At 68.3% G+C, this 15,011-nt stretch carries 16 protein-coding genes; 15 read left to right on the top strand and 1 reads right to left on the bottom strand.

Features of this window, described 5'->3' with window-relative positions:
• Positions 1-26 precede the first annotated feature (26 nt).
• The 7 genes from ABID97_RS11260 to ABID97_RS11230 all read left to right on the top strand — a co-directional run bounded on the left by ABID97_RS11260 (position 27) and on the right by ABID97_RS11230 (position 6,132).
• Positions 27-734, top strand: coding sequence for a type 1 glutamine amidotransferase domain-containing protein (locus tag ABID97_RS11260; protein WP_354398563.1), 708 nt, complete (start codon positions 27-29; stop codon positions 732-734).
• Positions 735-749: 15 nt separating this feature from the next.
• Positions 750-1,592, top strand: a complete 843-nt coding sequence (locus ABID97_RS11255) for a type 1 glutamine amidotransferase domain-containing protein (protein WP_354398562.1) — start codon at positions 750-752, stop codon at positions 1,590-1,592.
• Between the two features lie 19 nt (positions 1,593-1,611).
• The gene (locus ABID97_RS11250) at positions 1,612-2,406 is read left to right on the top strand and encodes an SDR family NAD(P)-dependent oxidoreductase (protein ID WP_354398561.1); all 795 of its coding nucleotides are present in this window, start codon (positions 1,612-1,614) and stop codon (positions 2,404-2,406) included.
• Positions 2,407-2,420: 14 nt separating this feature from the next.
• Positions 2,421-2,711: a putative quinol monooxygenase gene (locus ABID97_RS11245; protein ID WP_354398560.1), complete on the top strand. Its 291-nt coding sequence runs from the start codon at positions 2,421-2,423 to the stop codon at positions 2,709-2,711.
• 46 nt (positions 2,712-2,757) lie between these two features.
• Positions 2,758-3,972 (top strand): L-dopachrome tautomerase-related protein, encoded by a 1,215-nt coding sequence (locus ABID97_RS11240; RefSeq protein ID WP_354398559.1) that lies wholly within the window; start codon positions 2,758-2,760, stop codon positions 3,970-3,972.
• Between the two features lie 266 nt (positions 3,973-4,238).
• Positions 4,239-5,681 (top strand): NAD-dependent succinate-semialdehyde dehydrogenase, encoded by a 1,443-nt coding sequence (locus ABID97_RS11235; protein ID WP_354398558.1) that lies wholly within the window; start codon positions 4,239-4,241, stop codon positions 5,679-5,681.
• Complete coding sequence (locus tag ABID97_RS11230; RefSeq protein WP_354398557.1) at positions 5,659-6,132, top strand: acyl-CoA thioesterase; 474 nt, start codon at positions 5,659-5,661, stop codon at positions 6,130-6,132. Before ABID97_RS11235 ends, ABID97_RS11230 begins: the two co-directional genes overlap by 23 nt.
• Positions 6,133-6,174: 42 nt before the next feature.
• Here ABID97_RS11230 and ABID97_RS11225 read toward each other — a convergent pair whose 3' ends face one another.
• On the bottom strand, positions 6,175-7,308 hold the full coding sequence (locus ABID97_RS11225; protein ID WP_354398556.1) for a glycerol dehydrogenase: 1,134 nt from the start codon (positions 7,306-7,308) through the stop codon (positions 6,175-6,177).
• 96 nt (positions 7,309-7,404) lie between these two features.
• Between ABID97_RS11225 and ABID97_RS11220 the strand changes: the two genes are divergently transcribed.
• The 8 genes from ABID97_RS11220 to ABID97_RS11185 all read left to right on the top strand — a co-directional run bounded on the left by ABID97_RS11220 (position 7,405) and on the right by ABID97_RS11185 (position 15,010).
• The gene (locus ABID97_RS11220) at positions 7,405-8,238 is read left to right on the top strand and encodes a shikimate dehydrogenase family protein (RefSeq protein WP_354398555.1); all 834 of its coding nucleotides are present in this window, start codon (positions 7,405-7,407) and stop codon (positions 8,236-8,238) included.
• Positions 8,239-8,284: 46 nt separating this feature from the next.
• Complete coding sequence (locus tag ABID97_RS11215; protein WP_354398554.1) at positions 8,285-9,547, top strand: ABC transporter substrate-binding protein; 1,263 nt, start codon at positions 8,285-8,287, stop codon at positions 9,545-9,547.
• 112 nt (positions 9,548-9,659) lie between these two features.
• Positions 9,660-10,547 (top strand): branched-chain amino acid ABC transporter permease, encoded by an 888-nt coding sequence (locus ABID97_RS11210; RefSeq protein ID WP_354398553.1) that lies wholly within the window; start codon positions 9,660-9,662, stop codon positions 10,545-10,547.
• 9 nt (positions 10,548-10,556) lie between these two features.
• Positions 10,557-11,591, top strand: a complete 1,035-nt coding sequence (locus tag ABID97_RS11205; protein WP_354398552.1) for a branched-chain amino acid ABC transporter permease — start codon at positions 10,557-10,559, stop codon at positions 11,589-11,591.
• Positions 11,588-12,334: an ABC transporter ATP-binding protein gene (locus ABID97_RS11200; protein ID WP_354398551.1), complete on the top strand. Its 747-nt coding sequence runs from the start codon at positions 11,588-11,590 to the stop codon at positions 12,332-12,334. The genes ABID97_RS11205 and ABID97_RS11200 overlap by 4 nt, the downstream gene beginning before the upstream one ends.
• A complete protein-coding gene (locus tag ABID97_RS11195) occupies positions 12,315-13,031 on the top strand; it encodes an ABC transporter ATP-binding protein (protein WP_354398550.1) in 717 nt (238 codons plus the stop codon). Before ABID97_RS11200 ends, ABID97_RS11195 begins: the two co-directional genes overlap by 20 nt.
• 144 nt (positions 13,032-13,175) lie before the next feature.
• Positions 13,176-13,991: a thiamine pyrophosphate-binding protein gene (locus tag ABID97_RS11190; RefSeq protein WP_495274103.1), complete on the top strand. Its 816-nt coding sequence runs from the start codon at positions 13,176-13,178 to the stop codon at positions 13,989-13,991.
• A gap of 2 nt (positions 13,992-13,993) precedes the next feature.
• A complete protein-coding gene (locus tag ABID97_RS11185; RefSeq protein WP_503012763.1) occupies positions 13,994-15,010 on the top strand; it encodes a transketolase family protein in 1,017 nt (338 codons plus the stop codon).
• Position 15,011: the final 1 nt, after the last annotated feature.

Raw genomic sequence — 15,011 nt, 5'->3', positions numbered from 1 at the left:
CTTCCCCTTCTCTCCAGGAGCTACAGATGACTTCCACTGCCACCACGCCGTCGATCCGCCCCGTCCTGATGGTGCTCACCAGCCACGGCACCAAGGGCGCTACCGGCGGCGAGCCGACGGGCTTCTACCTCGGCGAACTGACTCACCCGCTGGCCGAACTCGAAGCGGCCGGCATTCCGTTCCAACTCGCGTCCATCCAGGGCGGCGAGCCGCCGGTCGATGGCCTGGACCTCGGCGATGCGGTCAATGCGCACTACTGGAACGACAACAACTTTCGCGAGGCCTTGCGCCACACGCAGCACTTGGGCGATGTCGACGCGTCGAAGTACAGCGCGATCTTCTTCGCCGGCGGACACGGCGCAATGTGGGACTTTCCGACGAGCCCCGACGTGCCGCGCGTGACCTGCGAGATCTACGAAGCGGGCGGCGTGGTCGGCGCGGTGTGCCACGGCCCCGCGGCGCTGGTCAACGTGACGCTTGGCAACGGCGCCTACCTGGTCACGGGCAAGAACCTCAGCGCCTTCACCGACGACGAAGAACGCGCCGTCGGGCTCGCGCAGATCGTGCCCTTCCTGCTCGCCACCACGCTCACGCAGCGCGGCGCGCACCACCACCCGGCGCCCGACTGGACGGCGCAGGTCGTGGTCGATGGGCGGCTCGTCACGGGGCAGAACCCGCAGTCGGCCGCGGGCGTTGGCGCAGCGATGCGCGAGCTGCTGTTGCGCCAGAACTGAAAGGAAAGAACACCCATGAACGCTCTCCACAAACTCGCCGCCGTCGCGACCCTCGGCCTGGCCGCGCTTGGCGCGCAGGCCGCCAACGTGCTGGTCGTGCTGTCGGATGCCGACCATCTCGATCTGAAGGACGGCAAGGTCTTCGCCACCGGCTTCTATCTGAACGAGCTGATGCAGCCAGTGAAGCTGCTGCTCGACGCCGGCCACCAGCTGACCTTCGCCACACCGCAGGGCAACGCGCCAACCGTGGACGCATCGTCGGTCGACAAGATGTACTTCGACGGTGACGAAGCCGCCCTCACGCTGCACAAGGCGCTGCTCGAGAAGCTGAAGCTCACCTCGCGCACGGACTCGCCGGTGATCAGCCTGTCGCGCGTGGCGCAGATCGGCTACGCCCGCTTCGACGCCGTCTATGTGCCGGGTGGCCATGCGCCCATGCAGGACCTGCTGACCAGCCCCGCGCTGGGCCGGTTGCTCGCGGACTTTCACGCGCGCAACAAGACCACGGCCCTCGTGTGCCACGGACCGATCGCGCTGCTCTCGACACTGCCCGATGCACAGGGCTTCACGAACCGGCTTGCGGCGGGCGGCACGGTCGCGCAACGCCCGGACTGGATCTACGCCGGCTACCGCATGACCGTCATCAGCAACCAGGAAGAGGAACTCGCCAAGACGGCACTGCAGGGCGGCACGATGAAGTTCTACCCGCAGACCGCGCTGCAACAGGCCGGCGGTGCCTACAGCAGCAACCAAATGCCCTTCACCGCGAACGTGGCGACGGACCGCGAGCTGATCACCGGCCAGAACCCCGCGTCGGCGATCGGTGTCGCCCACGAAATGCTCAAACGACTTCAGTAAACCGCTCGAGAAATCCTCCATGGATTTACAACTCCAAGATAAGACGGCCATCGTCACCGGCGCCACGGCCGGCATCGGCCTGGCCATCGCCCGCACCCTGGCCGCCGAAGGCGTGGCAGTCACGATCACCGGACGCAGCCGCGACAAGCTCGAGGCCGCCGTGGCGGAGATCGCCGCGGCGGCACCGGGCGCCAGGCTGTCGGCCATCGTGTCCGACCAGAGCACCGCCGACGGCGCCGCCGCACTGATCGCGGCGCAGCCCGACACCGACATCCTCGTCAACAACCTGGGCTACTACGAAGCCAAGCCCTTCGCCGAGATTAGCGACGACGACTGGCTGCGCATGCTCGACGTCAACGTGATGTCGGGCGTGCGGCTGTCGCGCCACTACTTCCCGCGCATGCTGCGGAAGAACTGGGGCCGGGTGATCTTCATCTCGAGCGAGGTCGGTGCGTTCACGCCGCCGGACATGGTGCACTACGGCGTGAGCAAGTCGGCCCAGCTCGCGGTCTCGCGCGGGCTGGCCGAACTGACCCAGGGCACGGGCGTGACGGTCAACAGCGTGCTGCCGGCCGCCACCCGCTCCGAAGGCATCGTGGACTACCTGCGCCAGACCGCGCCGCGTGCCGGCATGAGCGACGCGGAGATCGAAGCCCACTTCTTCAAGACCTACCGCCCCAGCTCGCTGATCGCCCGGATGATCGAAGCCGACGAGGTCGCGGCCATGGTGGCGCTGCTGGCCAGCCCGAAGGGCGCGGCCTCCAACGGCGCGGCCGTGCGCGTCGAGGGCGGCACCTTCCGCTCGATCCTCTGAGCCGGGCGCACCGCATGTCCGATCTCGTCATCGTCGCCCTCGTCCAGGCCAAGCCGGGCCATGAAGCCACGCTCGTGAGGGCGCAGGCTGCGCTCGCGCCGCTGGCACGCGCGCAGGCGGGCTGCATCAGCTACGAGCTGCACGAGTCGCTGGCGCAGCCCGGCCGCGTCGTGTTCTTCGAACGCTGGCGCGACCGCGCGTCCTGGGAACTCCACATGCGCGGCCCGCACATGGACGACTTCCGTGCCACCGCCGGCCCGCTGATCGGCGCCTTCGAGCTGCTGCACCTAAAGCAGGTCGCATGAGGGCGCCGCCCTCTCCCTTCCTTTTCCTTCCATACAGAGCACCACCATGTTCAATCGCTCCTTCCGCATCGCCGCCTTCGCACTGGCGGCCCTCGTCACCGGCACGCACGCCGCCCACGCGGCCGAAGGCCTGCCGCTCGAACGCTGGCGCAGCTATGCCGGCGTCAGTTGGGCCGCCTCGGAGGGCGGCGCCGATCCGGCACCCTTCGCAGGCTCGGTCGGCGCGCCGATCGCCGGCATCCACTTCGACGCCCAGGGCCAAGCCTATGTGAGCACGCCGCGCTTGATTTCAGCCGCCGCGCCGGCGACCCTCAGCCGACTGGACCTGAGCGCGCGCAACGGCCCGGCGCGGCTCACCGCCTTCCCTTCGCCGGCGGGCAACGCCACGATCGCGGCATCGGAACAGACGCTGCGCAACGTGCTCGGCTTCCACGTCGACCGTCGCAACGGCTGGCTCTGGGCGCTCGACATGGGCTTCATCGCCGGTGAATCGGAGGCCCCGGTCGGCGCCCAGAAGGTGCTGGTGCTCGACCTTAAGACCGGCCGCACGGTCAAGCGCATTCCACTCGACGGCGTGGCCGACCGCAAGGGCAGCTTCCTCAATGACATCGCGGTTGACGAGCGCCGCCGCGTGGCCTACATCTCCGACAGCGGCATGCGCAGCGCGCCGAACAACATGGTCGGCGTGATCGTGCTGGACTTCGTCTCGGGCCAGGCCCGGCGCGTGTTGGACCGGCATCCAGCGCTGCAGATCGAGCGCGGGGCGAAGGTCGTCTCGCACGGCGCCGAAGTCTGGGCCAGCAACCCGCTGCTGATAGGCATCAACGGCATCGCGCTGTCACCCGATGGCCGCACGCTGTACTGGACCGTGACCACGGGCACCCGCGCCCATGCGATCCCGACCGCGATCCTGCGCCAGGCCGATGCGAGCGAGGCGCAGGTCACAGCGGCCGTCCGCGACCTGGGCCCGGTGGGCGGCAACACCGACGGCATCGTCACCGACGCGAAGGGGGCGCTCTACATCACCGACGTCACGCGCAACGGCATCGTGAAGTACGACCCGCGCACGAACACGATGTCGCTGATCGCTTCGGACGACGGCGTGCACTGGCCGGACACGCCTGCCCTCCTGCCGGGCGGCGACCTGGTCTTCACCTCCAGCGCGTTGAACGTCCATTTCGCCGGCGCCGTGAAGAGCGGCGCGGAGCGCTACGACCTGTGGCGGCTTCCGCTCGGCGCCCGCAAGGCATCGACCCGCTGAAGACGAGTCGTTGAGCATGCCGTCGTCGGTCAGCCAAGGTTGGCACGCGGCCGCTCGGGTTCTGTGCAGCCACCACGAAGTCGGGCCGGACGGGGTTCGCGGCCGCCGGCAGCGGGTCGATCCCTCGACGCCAGTCCGAGCTCCGATCACGGTCACGTGGCAGCGCACGAAGTGCGGCGCGGGAGATTGAGAACAGCTTCATTGCATGGCTTCTTCTGTTAAGGATATATGATGCATCATCGTTCAATCAAGGAGAAATTTCCATCATGCAAGGCCTCAAGGACCCCACGCTGTTCCGCCAGCAAGCACTGATCGGCGGCATCTGGCTCGACGCCCCCGAGACCATCACGGTCCGCAATCCCGCCACGGGGGAGACCATCGGCCACGTGCCGCGCATGTCCGGCGCCGCCACGCGGCAGGCCATCGAGGCCGCCGAAGCCGCGCTGCCAGCCTGGGCCGCGTTGACCGCCAAGCGGCGCTCGGAGCTGCTGCGCAACTGGTTCGAGCGCATGATGGCCGCGCAGGACGACTTGGCGCTGATCCTGACCACGGAGCAGGGCAAGCCGCTGGCCGAGGCTCGCGGCGAAGTCGCCTACGGCGCGAGCTTCATCGAGTGGTTCGCCGAGGAAGCGCGCCGCACCTACGGCGAGGTGATTCCCTCGGCCAGCGCCGACACCCGCTTGGTCGCGCTGCGCCAGCCCATTGGCGTCTGCGCAGCGATCACGCCCTGGAACTTTCCCAACGCCATGCTGGCACGCAAGCTGGGCCCGGCACTGGCCGCGGGATGCACCATGGTGGTCAAGCCCGCCTCGCAGACACCCTTCTCCGCGCTCGCCATGGCCGTGCTGGCCGAACAGGCGGGCATTCCGCCGGGCGTCATCAACATCGTGACCGGCAGCGCCAGCGAGATCGCGGGCGAACTCACGGGCAATCCGCAAGTCCGCAAGATCAGCTTCACAGGCTCGACCGAAGTCGGCCGCCAGCTGATGAAGCAGAGCGCACCCACCATCAAGAAGCTGTCGCTCGAGCTCGGCGGCAATGCGCCCTTCATCGTCTTCGACGACGCCGACCTGGACGCGGCCGTCGAAGGCGCGATGGTCGCCAAATTCCGCAACAACGGCCAGACCTGCGTGTGCGCGAACCGCATCCTCGTGCACGATGCGGTGTACGACGCTTTCGCCTCCAAGCTGGTGGCGCGGGTCGCGGCGCTGCGGGTCGGCAACGGCGTCGCGGCCGGCGTGCAGATCGGGCCGCTGATCGATGCCAAGGCGGTGCAGAAGGTCGAGGAGCACATCGCCGATGCGCTCGCCGGCGGCGCGAAGCTGGCGGTCGGCGGGCGGCGGCTGGAGGGCAACTTCTTCGAGCCGGCCGTGATGACTGGCGTCACGTCCTCGATGCTCGTGGCCCGCGAGGAGACGTTCGGCCCGCTCGCGCCGCTGATCCGCTTCGCCGACGAGGACGAGGCGGTCCGGATTGCGAACGACACCGAGTTCGGGCTGGCCTCGTACATCTACACGCGCAGCCTGCGCCGGAGCTGGCGCATCGCCGAGCGGCTGGAGTTCGGCATGGTCGGCGTGAACACCGGCCTGATCTCGACCGCCGAGGCACCCTTCGGCGGCATCAAGCAATCGGGCCTGGGCCGCGAAGGGTCGCGCCACGGCATCGACGACTACATGGAACTCAAGTATGTCTGCATTGGCGTCGCCTGAAGAAGCTTCGGCGGAGGCTCCACCCCCCTGGGACTGGAGCCTGCGCGTGCAGGTGCGCTGGAGCGACCTCGATGCGCTGGGCCACGTCCATCACCTGGCCTACCTGCGCTGGTGCGAGGACGCGCGCAACGAGCATGCGGTGGCCGTCGGGCTGCCCGCGCCGGGCAGCGGCGCCTGCTCGCAGGTCATCCTGCGCCTCGACGTGCACTACCTGCGCCCGGCGCCGCGCGACGCCGAACTGCACATGCGCATGCGGGTGCTGCGACTGGGCCGCACCAGTGCCGAGGTGCTCTGCAGGCTCGAGGACCCGGCGCAAGCGCAGGCGCTGTTCGAGGCCCGCGTGACAACGGTGATCTGCGACGACCACACGCACCGCCCGGTGCCCTGGCCCGACGCGGTGCGGCAGCGCATCGCGGCGGTCTCGCCGCCGGCCGTCACGCCGAAGCACTAACCAGGGCTGCGGACGAGGAGCCACCGCCTCCCTGCGTTCGCTTCAGCCCGCGGCCGCGATCGCCTGCTCTGCCTCGATGCCATGGATCGCGGCGGCGATCTGCGCCGCATCCAGTGGGCGCTGGAAATTGCGCACGTGCGGTGCGGTCATGGTGAGTTCGGCGATCTGCTGGATCTCGGCCTCGGTCGGCGCGGTCACGCCGAGGTCCGCGAGCGCGGTCGGCAGACCGATGCTGCGGTAGAAGCCGACCAGTTCCTGCACGAAGGCCAGATCGCGCTCCTCCAGCACCAGTTGGACCAGCAGGCCGTAAGCCACTTGCAGCCCGTGCAGCGCATCTCGCGCACCCCGCACCGCAGTCAGGCCGCGCGTCATGGCATGGGCGATCGACAGGCCACCGTTCTCGAAGCACATGCCCGACAGCAGTACCGCCGCCTCCACGCAGTTCTCCAGTGCGGCATCCGGCTGCTGGCGCTCGACCGCCCGCAGCGCGGCGGGTGCGTTCGCGCGCAACATGTCGTAGCACAGCGCCGCCAGCGCGCTCGCAGCCAATGTGCCCGCGCCGCCGTAGATGTTGGCGCCGCCTGCGCGCTGGCATTGCTCGACCTCGAAGGTCTTCGAGATCGCGTCGCCGATGCCCGCCAGTAACAGGCGCGCCGGCGCACGCGCGATCAGTTCGGTGTCGACGATCACCGCACTGGGGTTGCGGTCCATGTGCTCGACCGCGAGCAGGCGGTGCGAGTCGTCGTAGACCACGTAGATCTTGCTGGTCGGCGCATCGTTGGAGGCCACCGTCGGCACGCTGACGACTTCGGCGCCCAGCGCATGGGCCACGGCCTTGCCGATGTCGATGCCCTTGCCGCCGCCCGCGGCGATGACGGCGGTAGGCGCGAGCGCCCGGACCTGGGCGCAGAGGCGATCGATTTCGGGCGGCGTCACCTCGCCCGAGAACAGCGCGACCTCCAGCCGCACGCCGGCAGCCTCGCAGGAGGCGCGCACCTTGTCCTCCACCAGTTGCAGCACCACGCGGTCCGCCACCAGCAGGGCGACCCGGCCCGTCAGCGCGGCTTGGGCACCCACCGAATCGAGCGCACCCGGCCCCTGGATGTAGCGCAGCGGCGCACCGAAAACGCGCAGACGCGGAGCACCGACGGATGCGGTGGCGGGGGATGTGGTCATCGAGTTGTCTCCTTAATTAATGATGGCCTGGGTAAACCCCAGATATGACACATGACGCAGGATATATCATACATCTCAACATTAGAAAGGCACGCCATGCACGCCCCAGACCTCCCTCCCTCCGCCGCCCATCCGTCCATCGACGGCCACACGCGGCTGGTGCCGCTGCTGGCTTATCCCTCGGAGCATGTGCGCACGCCGGCGCTTTTCAACAGCTACTGCGTGGCCCATGGGCTGAACGCGGTGATGTTCGCGCTCAAGGTGCCGCCCGCGCACCTGCAGTCGACCTGGCGGAGCCTGCGTAACATCGAGAACCTCGCGGGCGTGGTGGTCACCATTCCGCACAAGGCGCCGGTCGCCTCGGTGGTCGATTCGCTCGAGGGCGCGGCGCGCCACATGGGCGTGTGCAACGTCGCACGCCGCGGCGCCGACGGCCGCTTCGTCGGTCGCATGTACGACGGCGTCGGTTTCGTCGCGGGTCTCGTCTCGCAGGGCATCGACGTGCGCGGGCGGCGTGCGGCCCTGTTCGGCGCCGGCGGCGCGGGCACCGCGATCGCGCACGAGCTGTGCAGCCAGGGCCTGGCCCATCTGCATTTGGTCAACCGGACCCCCGCGAAGGCCGAGGCGCTCGCACGCGAGCTGGCAGCGCTCTATCCGAACGTCGCGGTGCACTCCACGCTCGCCGACCCCTCGGCGCTCGACCTCGCGATCAACGGCACCGCGCTGGGCCTGCATGCGGGCGACGCCTTGCCCTTCGACCCGGCCACGCTCGGCGCGACGACCGTGGTTGCAGAGGTCGTGATGCAGCCCGACACCACCGCGCTGCTCCAGCGTGCTTCGGACCTGGGGCTGCGCGTGCACCGCGGCATCCACATGGTTCAGACACAGGTCCAACTGCTGGCCGAGTTCGTCCTCGCGCCGCGCGGCTGAGTCCGCTTCGATTTCATCCCATCCCCCATCCAACAGGAGACATTCCATGCAAACCTCGAAACCGGGCGCGTTCCGCGCATTGGTCATGGCGGCGACCGCCATGACCCTGGGCGGCCTGTGCACCCTCGCTTCGGCCCAGGCCAAGGACGTGAAGATCGGCTTCGTGCTGCCGCTGTCCGGCGGCGCGGCCACCATCGGCAACCAGACCAAAGTCGGCGCGGAGGTCGCGGTCGCGCAGATCAACGCGGCCGGCGGTGTCAAGTCGATGGGCGGCGCGAAGCTGGTGCCCGTCTTCGCCGACAGCCAGTCGAAGCCCGACGTCGGCGTGGCCGAGACCGAGCGCCTCATCACGCGCGAGAACGTCGCGATGGTGGTCGGCGCCTACAACAGTGGCGTGACCTTTCCCGCGACCGAACTCGCCGAGCGCTACAAGACGCCCTGGCTGGTGACGGGCGCGGTCAAGGACGAGATCACCGAGCGCAACTTCAAGTACGTGTTTCGCCCGAACAACAAGGCCACCTACGACGCCCGCGAGCAGCTCGACGCCATCGACATGCTCAAGAAGGAGACCGGCAAGGGGCCGAAGACCATCGGCCTGTTCTACGAGGGCACCGACTGGGGCCGCTCGCATTCGGCCAACGTCAAGAAGCTGGCCAAGGAACGCGGCTACCAGATCTCGCTCGACGAGTCCTACCCGCCGAACCAGTCGGACTTCTCGGCCCAGTTGCTGAAAATCCGCGCCACCAAGCCAGAGGCGCTGATCGTGGTGGCCTACACGCCCGACCACATCCTTTTCACGCGCCAGTTCAACGAAGGCGGTGTCTACGTGCCCTACGGTGTGCATTCGGTCGGGGGCGGTTCGGAGGACCCGAACTTCTACAAGGCAGTGTCGCCCAAGACCGTGGAGAACATGTTCGTGCAGGAGGACTTCCAGATCGACATCATGCGTGCCACCAAAGACGCCGCGTCGATCGACGCCGACAAGCGCTTCACGGCCGCGATCGGCTACAGCATCAACGCCTACGGGGGGCAGGGCGTGTCGAACGTCTACATCGTCAAGGACGCGCTCGAGCGTGCCGGCACTGCGGACCGCGAGAAGCTGCGCGCTGCGCTGGCCGCGACCGACATCACCAGCGGCCCCGCGCTGATCACCGGCTACGAGCGCATCAAGTTCGACGAGAACGGCCAGAATACCTTCGCCCATGGCGTGATCTCGCAGAACCATGGCGGCGAGCGCCGCACGGTCTGGCCCGCTGCGAGCCGGCTGGCTGGCGTCACCCCGGTCTGGCCGCTGCCCGAAAGGCGCTGAGCCCCGCGCGAACCAACGCACCTGATCGTCTGCTCGGCCCGCTGCCGGGCGGCTTCGCGTTTCGCACCCCCTCGCTCCCTGGGCCACGGCCCGGCGGGCTTCGAAAGCTCCTATGGACCCCCTAATTCTTCTCTACGCCGTCGTCAACGGCCTCCTGCTGGGCGGCATCTACGGCGGCATCGCGCTCGGGCTCAGCCTGATCTTCGGCGTGCTGCGCGTCATCAACTTCGCGCACGGCTCCTTCCTCATGGTGGCCATGTACGCAAGCTGGGGCCTTTGGGCTGCGTTCGGCTGGCACCCTTATGCCTCCGTCGTGGTCACCGTGCCTTTTCTCTACCTGCTGGGCTACTTCACGCAATCCGTCGTGATCGCCCCGCTGATCCGGCGCGAGTCCACGCTGGTGGTCGAGCCGCTCGGAGCGCTGCTGCTGACCACCGGCCTCTACTTGGTGCTCGACAACTTGGTGCTGATGGGCTTCGGCCCGGACGTGCGCTCGGCCAACGTTGAGTTCGCCAGCGGCTCTCTGCTGATCGCCGGCCTGCCGGTCAACATCCCGCGGCTGATCGGCTGCGCCGCGGGCGTGCTGGTCGCGGCGGCGCTCTGGTGGGCCCTGCGCCACACCGACAGCGGCCGCGCGATCCGCGCCACCGCGCAGAACCGGGAGGCGGCCGCCTTGAGCGGCGTGGACATCCAGCGCGTCTACAACCACACGTTCGGCATCGGCGCCGCGATCCTGGGGCTGTTCGGCGCGCTGCTCACGCCCTTCCTGTCCATCACGCCCACGGTCGGTCAGATGTTCGGCGTCAAGTCCTTCCTGGTCGTGGTGCTGGGCGGCATCGGCTCCATCCCGGGCTCGATCCTCGGCGGGCTGCTGCTCGGCGTGTTCGAGTCGGTGGCCTCGCAATACGTGACCGCGACCTCGGCCGCCATCTTTTCGTTCGGCCTGTTCATCGCCGTGCTGCTGTTCAGGCCCAACGGCCTGCTCGGCCGCAAGATCTGAAGGAATTCCATGTCTACTTCCCGCCGCTCCATCACCGCGGTCCTAGGCCTTCCCCTGCTGGCGATCGCGCTGGTGCTGCCCTTCTTCGTGCAGGAGGCCTACCTGCTGCACTCGCTGACCATGATCCTGTACTTCGCCTACATGGCGTCGGCCTGGAACTTCGTCTGCGGCTACGTCGGCCAGCTCTCGCTGGGCCACGCTGTCTTCGCCGGCCTGGCCGGCTACGCGACCGTGCTGCTCTACACGCAGCTCGGCTGGTCGCCCTGGTTCGGCATGCTGGCCGGGGGCCTTCTCGCGGCCATCCTGGCCGTGATCCTCGGCTATCCGAACTTCAAGCTGCGCGGCCCCTACTTCACGCTGACGACCATCGCCTTCGCGGAGATCGTGCGCATCTGGCTCGAGAACACCGACGAGTTCATGGGCATCCCGCTCAAGGGCGCGCAGGGCCTGGTGGTGCCGCCCAGCGACCTCGGCTGGCAGGTGTTCCAGTTCGACGGCAAGGTGCCCTACTACTACATCGCGCTGGCGATGCTTGTGATCATGCTGCTGGCCACGATCGTGCTCGAGCGCTCGCGCCTGGGCTACTACCTCAAGGCGGTGCGCGGCGACCCCAACGGCGCGGCCGCGTTGGGAGTCAACGGCACGCGCTGCTCGCTGACCGCGCTTGCGATCAGCGCCTTCATGACCGGCCTGGGCGGTGCGTTCTACGCGCAGTTCTTCCGCTACATCAATCCCGAGCGCAACCTCGGCATGGAGTTCTCGATCGACACCGCGCTGATGGCGATCGTCGGCGGACAGGGCACCGTGCTCGGACCCGTGCTGGGCGCGCTGCTGCTACACCCGATCGCTGAGATCACGCGCGCTTGGTTCGGTGGCCGCTTCCCCGGCCTGCACCTGGTGATCTACGGCGCCATCCTGATGGTGGCGGTGCTCTACTTCCCGAAGGGCGTGATCGCGCCGCTGCAGCACTGGCTCACGCGGCGCGGCCTGCGCAAGGCCGCTCCGGCTCCGGCCATTGGCGACGTCCAGGAGGTGCGTTCATGAGCACGCTCGGCAACGCCATGCTCGAGGTCCAGGGCCTGCAGAAGCGCTTCGGTGGGGTGCACGCGGTGCGCGACGTCTCGTTCAGCCTGCGGCAGGGCGAGATCCTCGGCCTGCTGGGCCCCAACGGCGCCGGCAAGACGACGGCCTTCAACCTGATTGCGGGCTTCCACCCGCTCGACGAGGGCCAGGTGCGCTTCGAGGGCCGCAACATCGCCGGCATGAACCCGAACCAGATCTGCCATGCGGGCATCGCCCGCACCTTCCAGATCTCGCGACCCTTCGGCGGCCTGACGGCGCTCGAGAACGTGATGGTGGGCGCCTTCGCGCGCCACCCCACGCGCTCGAAGGCACGGGCCGAGGCCGAGCGCATGCTCGACTTCCTCGGCATGTCCTCGCGGGCCGACCACGACGCGGGCGACCTCACGGCCTTCGACAAGCGCAAGCTCGAACTGGGCCGCGCGCTGGCCACCGGGCCGCGCCTGCTGCTGATGGACGAGGTCGTGGCCGGCGCGACGCCGAGCGAGGCCGGCGAGATGGTGCGGCTGGTGCACAAGGTGCGCGAACAGGGGATTTCGGTGCTCATCGTCGAGCACGTGATGAAGGTGATCATGGGTCTGTCCGACCGCGTGATCGTGATGGACCAGGGCACGCTGATCGCGAACGGCAAGCCTGCCGACGTGGTCAACGATCCGCGCGTGCTCACCGCTTACTTTGGAGAAGGCTATGCCGGCAACGATATTTAGCGCCCGGAACGTCTGGTCCGGCTACGGCGAGCAGCAGGTGCTGCGCGGCGTCGACCTCGAACTGGCACCGGGCAGCATCACCGCGCTGATCGGCGCCAACGGGGCTGGCAAGACCACTTTCCTACGCACCGTGTCCGGGCTGCTGCGCGCCACGCGCGGCGAGATCCAGCTCGCGTGCGAATCGCTGGTCGGCCGCAAGCCACACGACATCGTGACCCTGGGCTTCGTCCAGTCGCCCGAGGGCAAGCAGCTGTTCACCGAGATGTCGGTGCTGGAGAACCTGCTCCTGGGCGCCAGCAGCGCGCATGCCAAGGCGGTGCGCCAGCGCACGCTGGAGGAAGTGTTCGAGCTGTTCCCCATCCTGGCCGAGCGGCGCAGCCAGCTGGCCGGCACCATGTCGGGGGGCCAGCAGCAGATGGTGGCGGTAGGCCGCGCGCTGATGGCGCTGCCCAAGGTACTGGCACTCGACGAGCCCTCGCTGGGCCTAGCGCCGATCATGGTGCAGCGGCTGTTCGACAGCATCGTGCGCATCCGCGACCGCGGCCTGGCCGTGCTGGTGATCGAGCAGAACGTGCAGATGGTGCTGAAGATCGCGGACCGCGGCTACGTGCTCGAGAACGGCGCCGTCGCGCTCACCGGCACCGGCGCGGAACTGCTGCACAACCCGCATCTGCGCGCCAGCTATCTCGGGCTTTGAGCGGGGACGAAAAGTAGGCACCCGCCTTTCTCTCGAAAGAAGATATATCATATATTTGTATCCAAAAAAGGAAGACTCATGACCCCAACTTCATCGAACGCCGCGCCCTACGCGGACTTCACGCCCACCCCCGAGCAGATCGCACTGCTGCGGGAAAAGGCGCGCTTCGTGCGCCTCGAGACCATCCGCCTGATCGAGATCGCGAAGGTCGGACACTACAGCTCGGTGTTCTCCTGCGCCGAGATCTTCTCGTCGCTCTACTACGACGTGATGCAGCTGCGCCAGAGCGAGCCGCAATGGGCCGACCGCGACCGCTTCCTCATGGGCAAGGGCCACGCAGCCGTCGGCCTGTTCCCGATCCTGGCGGAGAAGGGCTTCATCCCGAAGGCCTCGCTGGACGACTACACGCGCCTGGGCAGCCCGCTGGGCGACCACCCCGACATGACCAAGGTGCCGGGCATCGACTTCAGCTCGGGCTCGATCGGCCATGCGATGTCCGCCGGCGCCGGCATGGCGCTGGGCGGCCGCATGCAGGGCAAGGACTTCGCGGTGTTCGCGATGGTGGGTGACGGCGAGATGCAGGAGGGCCAGGTCTGGGAGGCCGCCCTCTTCGCCGCGCACCACAAGCTGTCGCGCCTGATCGGCATCGTGGACCGCAACGGCTACCAGCTCGACGGCAAGGTAGACGACGTGATCGGCGTCGAGTCGCTGGCCGAGAAGTGGCGCTCCTTCGGCTGGGAGACGCACGAGGTCGACGGCCATGACCTGGGCGCGCTCACCGCATTGCTGCGCCGCCTGCGCGCCGACATGCAGCGCGACCGACCTGCCTGCGTGATCGCCAAAACCATCAAGGGCCGCGGCGTCTCCTACATGGAGACCGAGCCGGGCTGGCACCTGGGCTACCTCGCCCCCATCGATGCAGAGGCCGCCGTGGCCGAGATCATGAACAAGGACATCTGAAAATGAGCAAGCTTCTCAGCACCGAATCCTGGCAATACCGCGCCCTCAACGCCATGACCCCGGGCCTCAACTATTTCTCCGACGCGCTTATCGAGCTAGCGGAGGAAGGCCACCCGGTGGTGGCCGGCTCGGCCGACCTGCAGTACTCGAACGGCCTCAACAAGTTCGCCACCCGCTTTCCCGAACGCTTCACGCAGTTCGGCATCTCTGAGCAGAACATGGTGACGGCCGCCGCCGGGCTGGCGACCACTGGCTACATGCCCTTCGTCGCGACCTTTGCGTCCTTCCTCGGCCTGCTGTGCTGCGAGCAGATCCGCATGGACGTGGCCTACAGCAGGCTGCCGGTGCGCCTGGTCGGCCACCACACCGGCATCTCGCTGGGCTTCTACGGCACCTCGCACCACGCGACCGAGGACATCTCGACAACGCGCGCAATCGCGGGCCTGACGGTGATCTCGCCCGCGGACGGCCCGCAGTTCGCGGCTGCGATCAAGGCCTCGGTGCACTGGCCCGAGCCGATCTACTTCCGCATCGGTCGCGGCCGCGAGCCCGAGGTCTACGAGAAGGGCACGCCCTTCGTCATCGGCAAAGCCATCGAGCACGGCCAAGGCACGGACATCACGCTGATCGCCTGCGGCATGGCCGTCAAGGGTGCGCTCGACGCGGCTCAGGCGCTGCGCGCCGCGGGCCATTCGGTCGGCGTGCTGGACATGGCGACGATCAAGCCGCTGGACCGCGAGGCCGTGCGGAAGGCCGCTGCCCGCTCGAAGCTGCTGGTGACGGTCGAGGAGCACAACGTGCTCGGCGGGCTCGGAGCCGCAGTCGCCGAGGTGCTGGCCGACGAGGTCACGGGCGCACGCCTGGTGCGCCACGGCATCCACGACGAGTACAGCCTGATCGCGCCGCCCACGCACCTCTATGCGCACTACCGGCTCGACGGCCCGGGCATCGAGGCCGTGGCGCGCGCGGCGCTGGCCGGCGGCACCACCGAATCGGTGCGCACCGGAGTCGCGGCATGAG

Origin of the sequence: Variovorax sp. OAS795 (genome assembly GCF_040546685.1) — a bacterium.
GTDB lineage: Bacteria > Pseudomonadota > Gammaproteobacteria > Burkholderiales > Burkholderiaceae_C > Variovorax.
Note: the sequence above shows the minus strand (reverse complement) of the source record. Positions and strands in the feature narration are given on the sequence as shown.

Coding starts and splice junctions, on each gene's coding strand:
- ABID97_RS11260 (WP_354398563.1), top strand. CDS start 27: ATGACTTCCACTGCCACCACGCCGTCGATCCGCCCCGTCCTGATGGTG.
- ABID97_RS11255 (WP_354398562.1), top strand. CDS start 750: ATGAACGCTCTCCACAAACTCGCCGCCGTCGCGACCCTCGGCCTGGCC.
- ABID97_RS11250 (WP_354398561.1), top strand. CDS start 1,612: ATGGATTTACAACTCCAAGATAAGACGGCCATCGTCACCGGCGCCACG.
- ABID97_RS11245 (WP_354398560.1), top strand. CDS start 2,421: ATGTCCGATCTCGTCATCGTCGCCCTCGTCCAGGCCAAGCCGGGCCAT.
- ABID97_RS11240 (WP_354398559.1), top strand. CDS start 2,758: ATGTTCAATCGCTCCTTCCGCATCGCCGCCTTCGCACTGGCGGCCCTC.
- ABID97_RS11235 (WP_354398558.1), top strand. CDS start 4,239: ATGCAAGGCCTCAAGGACCCCACGCTGTTCCGCCAGCAAGCACTGATC.
- ABID97_RS11230 (WP_354398557.1), top strand. CDS start 5,659: ATGTCTGCATTGGCGTCGCCTGAAGAAGCTTCGGCGGAGGCTCCACCC.
- ABID97_RS11225 (WP_354398556.1), bottom strand. CDS start 7,308: ATGACCACATCCCCCGCCACCGCATCCGTCGGTGCTCCGCGTCTGCGC.
- ABID97_RS11220 (WP_354398555.1), top strand. CDS start 7,405: ATGCACGCCCCAGACCTCCCTCCCTCCGCCGCCCATCCGTCCATCGAC.
- ABID97_RS11215 (WP_354398554.1), top strand. CDS start 8,285: ATGCAAACCTCGAAACCGGGCGCGTTCCGCGCATTGGTCATGGCGGCG.
- ABID97_RS11210 (WP_354398553.1), top strand. CDS start 9,660: ATGGACCCCCTAATTCTTCTCTACGCCGTCGTCAACGGCCTCCTGCTG.
- ABID97_RS11205 (WP_354398552.1), top strand. CDS start 10,557: ATGTCTACTTCCCGCCGCTCCATCACCGCGGTCCTAGGCCTTCCCCTG.
- ABID97_RS11200 (WP_354398551.1), top strand. CDS start 11,588: ATGAGCACGCTCGGCAACGCCATGCTCGAGGTCCAGGGCCTGCAGAAG.
- ABID97_RS11195 (WP_354398550.1), top strand. CDS start 12,315: ATGCCGGCAACGATATTTAGCGCCCGGAACGTCTGGTCCGGCTACGGC.
- ABID97_RS11185 (WP_503012763.1), top strand. CDS start 13,994: ATGAGCAAGCTTCTCAGCACCGAATCCTGGCAATACCGCGCCCTCAAC.